6 protein-coding genes are annotated in these 8,060 nt (G+C 67.6%); 5 read left to right on the top strand and 1 reads right to left on the bottom strand.

The genetic code is table 11. From position 1 onward, the window contains the following. Window positions 1-116 precede the first annotated feature (116 nt). Window positions 117-1,217, bottom strand: coding sequence for a LacI family DNA-binding transcriptional regulator (locus ABTZ89_RS31910; protein ID WP_270951436.1), 1,101 nt, complete (start codon window positions 1,215-1,217; stop codon window positions 117-119). 186 nt (window positions 1,218-1,403) lie between these two features. On the opposite strand from ABTZ89_RS31910, the gene ABTZ89_RS31915 reads away from it, so the two are divergent. The 5 genes from ABTZ89_RS31915 to ABTZ89_RS31935 all read left to right on the top strand — a co-directional run bounded on the left by ABTZ89_RS31915 (window position 1,404) and on the right by ABTZ89_RS31935 (window position 7,749). Further along, entirely contained in the window at window positions 1,404-2,498 is a 1,095-nt protein-coding gene (locus ABTZ89_RS31915) for an ABC transporter ATP-binding protein (protein ID WP_351051740.1), read from the top strand. Between the two features lie 210 nt (window positions 2,499-2,708). After that, window positions 2,709-3,695, top strand: a complete 987-nt coding sequence (locus ABTZ89_RS31920; protein WP_351051743.1) for a metal ABC transporter solute-binding protein, Zn/Mn family — start codon at window positions 2,709-2,711, stop codon at window positions 3,693-3,695. Between the two features lie 3 nt (window positions 3,696-3,698). Then, window positions 3,699-4,544: a metal ABC transporter ATP-binding protein gene (locus ABTZ89_RS31925; protein ID WP_270951430.1), complete on the top strand. Its 846-nt coding sequence runs from the start codon at window positions 3,699-3,701 to the stop codon at window positions 4,542-4,544. A 17-nt stretch (window positions 4,545-4,561) separates the two neighbouring features. Continuing rightward, window positions 4,562-5,419, top strand: a complete 858-nt coding sequence (locus ABTZ89_RS31930) for a metal ABC transporter permease (protein WP_408641904.1) — start codon at window positions 4,562-4,564, stop codon at window positions 5,417-5,419. A 653-nt stretch (window positions 5,420-6,072) separates the two neighbouring features. Continuing rightward, window positions 6,073-7,749, top strand: coding sequence for a multicopper oxidase family protein (locus tag ABTZ89_RS31935; RefSeq protein ID WP_351051748.1), 1,677 nt, complete (start codon window positions 6,073-6,075; stop codon window positions 7,747-7,749). The last annotated feature ends 311 nt before the right edge of the window (window positions 7,750-8,060 follow it).

Consider the following 8,060-nt stretch of genomic DNA (forward strand, 5'->3'; position numbering starts at 1 on the left):
GCCGTGTATTGGCATACATAAAGTCGGGCACCCGGAGTCCAGGCGGGCGCTGAGGTTCCGCCACTTGCACCGCTACGCAGGACGAGGATGGAAAAGCCTCATTGAAACTGCGGGTGTTACGGGCCGAACCAGCGCTCTTCTGCGGAGCGGGGTGGGGCCGAGGTGCTGCCGGTGATCAGCTGGGTCTCCAGCTGGATGTGGCGGGGACGGCCCGGCTCGCTGGTCTCCAGGAGCAGGCGACCCGCTGCGCGGCCCTTCTCCAGCCACGGCTGGCGCACCGTCGTCAGGCCCGCCCGCTCGGCGTCCGGGATGCCGTCGAAACCGGTGATCGTCAGGTCCTCCGGAACCCGCAGGCCGCGGTTGCGGGCCTCGCTGAGCGCGCCGAGGGCCAGTATGTCCGAGGTGCACACGATCGCGGTGATGTCCGGGTCGATCTCCAGCAGCTGGGCCGCCGCCGACGCGCCGGACGCCGTGGTGTGGTCGAAGCGCTCCACGACCGGGACCGTCGTCCAGTCGACGCCTGCTTCGCTGAAGGCTTCCGCCAGCGCGGTCAGCCGGGCCTTCTGCACGTGGAAGCTGGCGTTGGCCTGCCGCTGCACGGACGCGGGGCCGTCGTTGCGGCCGCGCGCCAGGCGCATGCAGAGCACGCCGATGCGGCGGTGGCCGAGCCCGATCAGGTGGTCGGCGACACTCTTGATGGCCTTGCGGTCGTCCGGGCCGACCCAGTCGACGTTGTCCAGCCGCGGCTGGTCGCAGACCACCACCGGCACCGGGCGCTCGAGGACGGCGGCCAGGTGCGGGTCGTCCTCGGGAACGGAGTAGACGACGAAGCCGTCCACGCCGGCGCGGTGCACCGCTGCGACGTCCTCGCGCTCGGGGCTCGCCGGGATGAGGGTCAGGCCCTGTCCGGCGTCCTCGCAGGCCAGCGCCAGCCCTTCGAGGAAGCCGACGGCGCCCGGATCGCGGAACGCGTAGGAGAGGTTCTCGGTGAGCAGCAAGCCGACCGCACCCGCCTTCCGGGTGCGCAGGGAACGCGCAACCGGGTCCGGACCGGGGTAGCCGAGGCGGCGAGCCGTCTCGAGCACCCGCTTGCGCAGCTCGGGTGAGAGCTGGTCAGGACGGTTGTACGCATTCGAAACCGTGGTCCTGGAGACCCCGAGTTCTGCAGCGAGCGAGGCGAGCGTCGCAGGCCGCCGGGCATTCGTTGACCGCGCCATGGAGGAACCGTAACGGTTCAGTACCCCTCGGTGAAGTGAGCATGATGCAGATCCCACTCATGTTCGAGTCGCGAACACGGAGCGACGCAGAGTGATCACGCAGAGAGTTGGTTCATTCGAGGGGATGACCTTTCGTGTGGGACCGGTTACGGTTTCGGGACCGGTTCAGTGAAAGGTGCGTCACATATGGCTGAGGTTGCATACGTCAACGCGTCTCGCGTGTACCAGGGGAATCCGCCGGTCAGGGCCGTCGACCAGCTGGAGCTGGACATCGCCGATGGTGAGTTCCTGGTGCTGGTCGGTCCGTCCGGTTCGGGCAAGTCGACGGCGTTGCGGATGCTCGCCGGCCTGGAGGACGTCGACGAGGGTGGCATCACCATCGGCGGCAGCGACGTCACGCACACCCCGCCGAAGAACCGGGACATCGCGATGGTGTTCCAGTCCTACGCGCTGTACCCGCACATGACCGTGGCCGAGAACATGGGCTTCGCGCTCAAGCTCCGCAAGACGCCCAAGGACGTCATCAAGGACAAGGTCACCGAAGCGGCGCGGATGCTGGACCTGGAGAAGTACCTGGACCGCAAGCCCAAGGCGCTCTCCGGCGGCCAGCGGCAGCGGGTCGCGATGGGGCGCGCGATCGTCCGCGAGCCCAGCGTGTTCCTGATGGACGAGCCGCTGTCGAACCTCGACGCCAAGCTGCGGGTGGAGACCCGCGCGAACATCGCCGCGCTGCAGAAGCGGCTGGGCACCACCACCATCTACGTCACCCACGACCAGGTCGAGGCGATGACGATGGGGCACCGGGTCGCGGTGCTCAAGGACGGCGTGCTGCAGCAGTGCGCCAGCCCGCGGGAGCTGTACGAGAACCCGGCGAACGCGTTCGTGGCCGGGTTCATCGGATCGCCCGCGATGAACCTCAAGACGGTGCCGCTGACCGGCGAGGGGGCGGTGCTGGACGGCACCACCATTCCGCTTTCGCGCCAGGCGCTGGCTGCCGCGGATGGTCTGGAGAAGGTGACCTTCGGTGTGCGGCCGGAGGCGTTGTCGCTGGTCTCCAGCGAGGACGACGGGCTGGCCATGACCGTCGAGCTCGTCGAGGAGCTGGGCGCGGACGCGCTGATCCACGGCGCCATGGAAATCGGCGGCTCCCAGGAGCGCTTCGTGGTCCGAGCCGACGGCCGGACTCCGCCGGCGCTGGGGCAGCAGGTCAAGGTGTCCCTGCGCGACCACAGCGAGGTGCACCTGTTCCACCCGGAGACCGGAGCTCGCCTGGCCGCCTGACACGCCGAGCGCGCACCCCGACGGCTGACGCCCCCGCCTCCTGGTGGGGGCGTCTTCGCGTCTCGGGGCGGCTCTTGAGGTGGGGAATAACCCACTCGGTGGAGTGTTGCAAGTCGACGTGCTTAGACTGTAGTTGACAACGGTTTCCGTTACCGTTCGCAGTAAGCCGTCAGCCTGCTGCGCAAAACTGATCACCTAGGAGTGCGGTCGATGACCTCTCGCAGTCGCTCTGCGTCCACCGCCGTGGCCGGACTGGCCGCTGCCGCCCTCGCACTGACAGCCTGCGGAACCGGGGGACCGACCGCGCCCGGACCGGACGACAAGATCAAGGTCGTCGCCTCCACCAGCGTCTGGGGCAGCGTCGCGCAGGCCGTCGGCGGCGACGCCGTCGAGGTCGAGTCGATCGTCAGCGACCCCAACGCCGACCCGCACTCGTACGAGAGCACCCCGCAGGACGCCGCGAAGGTCACCGACGCGCACCTGGTGGTGTTCAACGGCGGCGGCTACGACTCGTTCATCGAGGAGATCCTCCGCAGCAACGGCCAGAAGCCCACCGTGCAAGCCGTCGCGGACGAGGGCGAGCACGCCGAAGGCGCGCACCCCGAGGGCGAGCACCCCGAAGGCGAGCACGCCGGTCACGACCACGGACACGCTGGTCACAACCACTCGGTGAACGAGCACGTCTGGTACGACCTGCACGTCGTGCACCAGGTCGCCGACCAGGTCGCCGACGAGCTCGGCAAGCTCCAGCCCGGCAAGGCCGAGCAGTTCCACCAGGCGGCCGGGCAGTTCGAGGCCGAGGTCGAAGCGCTGGAGGGCAAGGTCGGCGAGATCGCCAAGTCCGCCAACGGCAAGCCGGTGATCGTCACCGAGCCGGTCGCGCACTACCTGATCGAGTCCGCCCAGCTGCGCGACGTCACCCCGCAGTCGTTCGTCAACGCCATCGAGGCCGAGTCCGACCCGTCGGCCGCGGCGGTCGCCGAGATCCAGAACGCGATCAACGGCAAGCAGGCGGCGGCGGTCGTCTACAACCCGCAGACTGAATCGCCGGTCACCCGCAACGTGCGCAGCGCCGCCGAGCAGAACCAGATCCCGGTCGTGGAGATGACCGAAACCCTGCCGGAGGGCAAGACCTACGTGCAGTGGATGGACGCCCAGATCACAGCGCTCCAGAGCGCCCTCAACCAGAATCGCTGAGGCATGACCGCCAAACCCGAGACCGCGCAGGCCATCGCGCCGCCCACCGCTCCGGCGGTGCGGCTGCAGGACGCTGCGCTCGCCTACGGCAGCCGGACCCTGTGGTCCGGGCTCGACCTGGAAGTCGCTCCCGGCGAGTTCCTGGCCGTGCTCGGGCCGAACGGTTCCGGCAAGACCAGCCTGCTCAAGGTGCTGCTCGGACTGCAGTCGCTGAGCGCGGGCAGCGTGGAGATCGCCGGCGAACCGGCGCGCCGCGGCAGCAACCGGATCGGCTACATCCCGCAGCAGCGGGCGCTGGAAGCCACCGTGACGGTGCGCGGCAGCGACCTCGTCGGGTTCGGGCTGGACGGTCACCACTGGGGCATCGGGTTCGGCAGCCGCCGCGAGCGCAAGCGCCGGGTCGCCGCCGCGCTGGAGGCCGTCGAGGCGACGCCGTACGCGCGGATGCCGCTGGGGCTGCTCTCCGGCGGTGAGCAGCAGCGGCTGCGAGTGGCTCAGGCGCTGGTCAGCGACCCGTCGGTGCTGCTGTGCGACGAGCCGCTGCTGTCGCTGGACATCGCGCACCAGCGCAAGGTGAGCCGGTTGATCGCCGACCAGGCGCGCCGGGCCGGGGCCGCGGTGCTGTTCGTGACGCACGAGATCAACCCGGTGCTGCCGCTGGTCGACCGGGTGCTCTACCTGGTCGACGGCCGGTTCCGGGTCGGCACCCCGGACGAGGTGATGAACTCGGCGACCCTGTCCGAGCTGTACCGCACCGACATCGAGGTCGCCCGCGTCGGCGGTCGGCTGGTGGTCGCCGGTGCCGACGACCACGACCACTGCCACGTGGAAGAGGCTGACGAGGCGTGAACGCGATGACCGAGGCGCTGAGCAAGCTCTTCGACTTCAGCACGATGGTGAACCTGCTCGGCTACCCGTTCGTCCAGCAGGCGCTGCTGGCCGCCGCGGCGCTCGGCCTGGTGTCGGGGTGCCTGGCGCCGCTCGTGGTGGCGCGGAAGATGTCCTTCGCCGTGCACGGCACCGCTGAGCTGGCCTTCACCGGTGCCGCGGCGGCGTTGCTGGTTGGCGTCAGCGTGGGCGTCGGCGCGCTGGCCGGGGCTGTGGTGGCGGCGTTGCTGCTGGGCCTGCTGGGTCAGCGCGGTACCGAGCGGGACTCGGTGATCGGCGCGATCCTGTCGTTCGGCCTGGGCGTCGGCGTGCTGCTGCTGTGGTTGAACCCGGAGCGCACCGCGAACAAGTTCAGCCTGCTCGTCGGTCAGATCGTCGGGGTGGACTCGACCGACGTCCTGCTGCTCACCGCCAGCGCGGTGCTCGTGCTGGTGGTGTTCGGCTTCGTCTACCGGCCGCTGCTGTTCGCCAGCGTTGATCCCGACGTCGCGGCTGCGCGCGGGGTGCCGGCCCGGGTGCTGACGCCGCTGTTCGCGGTGCTCGTCGGCGTGGCGACCGCGCTCGGCGTGCACACCGTCGGTGCGCTGCTGGTGCTGGCGCTGATGGTGACCCCGGGCGCTGCGGCGGCTCGGGTGACCGCGAGCCCGCTCAAGGCGACCGTGCTGGCGGTGGTCTTCGCCGAGGTCGCGGTCCTGGGCGGCATCGTCCTGTCGCTGGCCCCGGGAGCTCCGGTGAGCGCCTTCGTCACGATCATCTCGTTCGTGATCTACCTGGCCTGCCGGGTCATCGGCAAACGACGCCTCAGCCGCCTGACCCGAACCCCGGCCACCACCTGACCGGGCGAGTGAGCCTTGCCGAGTAACCTTCGGTGGCGTTGAGCAGTTCCCGATTCGGGACGGTTGGGACACGTCGAACCTGTTGCGGTGCAACAGAAAAGCGCAGAACCCCGGCATGAAGTGTTCTTTCCATGGATCAACTTCATGGATTCTGCGCCTGCCGTTCGTCGGCCGGGCGGTGGCCGGCGCGCGAACCGCCGCCAGGCCGCACGCGCAAGCGCCGAGCCAGGACGTCCGGCTGCACCGCCGAAGGCGGCGCCTTGATCCCGTAGGGCGCAATTCGGCAACGTGCACGTCCTTCCTCGTGTGAGATCTCGGCCGATGCTTGACACGTCGATCTCAGTTGATGCATGAACGTGGAACTGATCGGCTCTGCTGATCGATGTCCCATGTGGACGATCAATCGATCGCGTGCTTGTTGTCGCTCCAATGACCTATCCATCCCCCCAAAGCCATCAGGTGATCAAGAAAGCTGCCGGAGTCTTACTTGGTGCGCTCAGAACATGTGGATCACCACGGTGCCGTTCAGGGCGCGTGTCACCGGTCGAGAACTTGAGGGAGTTGGTGTGGGTAACAAGAGGCTGCGCCGCCGTTGGCGACCTGAAAGACGCCCAGCGCGGATACGTGTGCTGGGAGCTTTTACCAGCGTGGCAATGGTGGGTACGGGATTGTTCGTATCTGCCGCCCCACTTGCCCCGAAAGCTGAGGCAGCCGTGCCGTGCGGGCCATCCCCGGTGCCGACGTTTTTCAAAGACGAGGTCCAACAGCCCCCCGCGGCCAAGCCTGACGCGCCCGGTCACTACACCCTCACCGCGCATGTCGGTAGCCACGCGTTCCACAGCGATTGGCCCGCCGTGCGGACCTTGGGGTACAGCACGCCGAATGCGGCAGTGGACTACCTCGGCCCGACGATCACCACGCACAAGGGCAAGCCGATCGATGTGACGGTGGTCAACGATCTACCAGCGGCCGGAACTCCGATATTCCCGTTCGACCAGCCGAACAACAACAACAAGATCACCACCCACCGTCACGCTGGTCTGCAGCCGGCTCCCAGCGACGGTTCACCCGAGCCCATTCAACCGGAGATCCCGCCGGGGGCCTCGCGAACGAACCATTACCCCAACGACCAGGCCGCAGGCCCGCTGTGGTACCACGACCACGATCACGAAAACACCTCGTACCACGTGTACGAGGGCCTCGCGGGCTTCATGCCCAACACCGATGAACGGGAAGAGAACTTCCCGCTTCCCAAGGGCGACTTTGCCAAAAGCTTCGCGATCCAGGACAAGTCCTTCAATCCCGACTACACGTTGTGCTACAACCACGCTAACCCCGAGTTCTTCGGGGATCTGCCGGTGGTCAACGGCGCGGTCGCCCCGAAGCAGCAAGTCGAACCGCGCCGTTACACCTTCACCCTGCTCAACGGCTCCGATTCCCGCTTCTACCGCGTGAGCCTCAAGCAAGCTAGTGGCCCGACGGCCTCTGCACCGCCCAAGATGACCGTGGTGGCCAGCGACTCCGGGTACCTGTTCCACCCGGCCCCTGTCGACGAGCTGCTCATCGGCCCCGGGGAGCGGTACAAGGTGGTCGTCGACTTCACCGGCCACAATGGCCAGAACTGGGTGCTGTCCAACAACGCTCCGACGCCTCTCGGCCCTATGGACGATGTCGACCCCACAGGGGGCGGAATTCCTCAAATCATGCGGTTCGACGTTGGGACTTCGACCAGCTCACCGGATAAGTCTCGAATCCCGAAGGTCCTGCCGGAGACGAACAACGTCCTTCCGCCCGAGGCTCTGCTGGCTCGGTCCCGGCTGCGGACAGTGCAGGCCGGCGAGGCCACTCCTGGTGTGCCGCAGCTCGGAGACAAAGACCAGCTGCTGAACTTCCTTGACCCACCGACCGAGACGCCCCAGCTGAACTCGACCGAGACGTGGGCCATGCGAAACCACAGCCCAGACTCACACCCGATCCATCTGCACATGGTCGAACTGCGGCTGATCGGGCGCTGGCATGTCGGCCAGTGGGACGCCAACGGAAAACCCGTACCGTCCAGCATCGGACCGTTCGAACCGCCTCGTCCTTACGAAACCGGTCCAAAGGAAGATTTCGTTTCTCCGCCGGACTACATCACCGCGTGGGCGGGCACGTTCACCGTCCCAGGTGCCTCGGTCTGGCACTGCCACATTCTCTCCCATGAGGACGGTGCAAGCACCGGCGGTGCCGTGGAGATGATGCGACCGTTGGTCATCGGCAACACACCACAAACCCAACTGCCGCGGGTTCTCACCCAGGCCCGACTCGACCAGTTGATCCGACAGCCTTAGTCACCCGCCACCAAACCCCTCACCCGGTGCTTCCGTGCTGGCCCTCCAGCACGGAAGCACCGGGTTCCTCATGTCCACAGCGTCGCAGCGCGCGGCGTTGTTCCTGATCAAGACTCACGTTCGACCAAGTCCACGAGCTGCGCGTACCCCGCCCCGCGGAGCCACACGACCAAACAAGAGTTGATCGCACATTGCAACAAGAACTTGCGCGGAAAGGCTCAGTCCCATCCGCAGTTTCAATTGAAACTGCACGCCTCGGCGTGTCGGGACCCCGGCGTGTCGGGACCTTTGGGCTCCGACACGCCGACGTC

The organism is Saccharopolyspora sp. NPDC002686 (assembly GCF_040295745.1).
In the GTDB taxonomy this organism is placed as follows: Bacteria; Actinomycetota; Actinomycetes; order Mycobacteriales; family Pseudonocardiaceae; genus Saccharopolyspora; species Saccharopolyspora oryzae.

Coding starts and splice junctions, on each gene's coding strand:
- ABTZ89_RS31920 (WP_351051743.1), top strand. CDS start 2,709: ATGACCTCTCGCAGTCGCTCTGCGTCCACCGCCGTGGCCGGACTGGCC.
- ABTZ89_RS31925 (WP_270951430.1), top strand. CDS start 3,699: ATGACCGCCAAACCCGAGACCGCGCAGGCCATCGCGCCGCCCACCGCT.
- ABTZ89_RS31910 (WP_270951436.1), bottom strand. CDS start 1,217: ATGGCGCGGTCAACGAATGCCCGGCGGCCTGCGACGCTCGCCTCGCTC.
- ABTZ89_RS31915 (WP_351051740.1), top strand. CDS start 1,404: ATGGCTGAGGTTGCATACGTCAACGCGTCTCGCGTGTACCAGGGGAAT.
- ABTZ89_RS31935 (WP_351051748.1), top strand. CDS start 6,073: ATGGTGGGTACGGGATTGTTCGTATCTGCCGCCCCACTTGCCCCGAAA.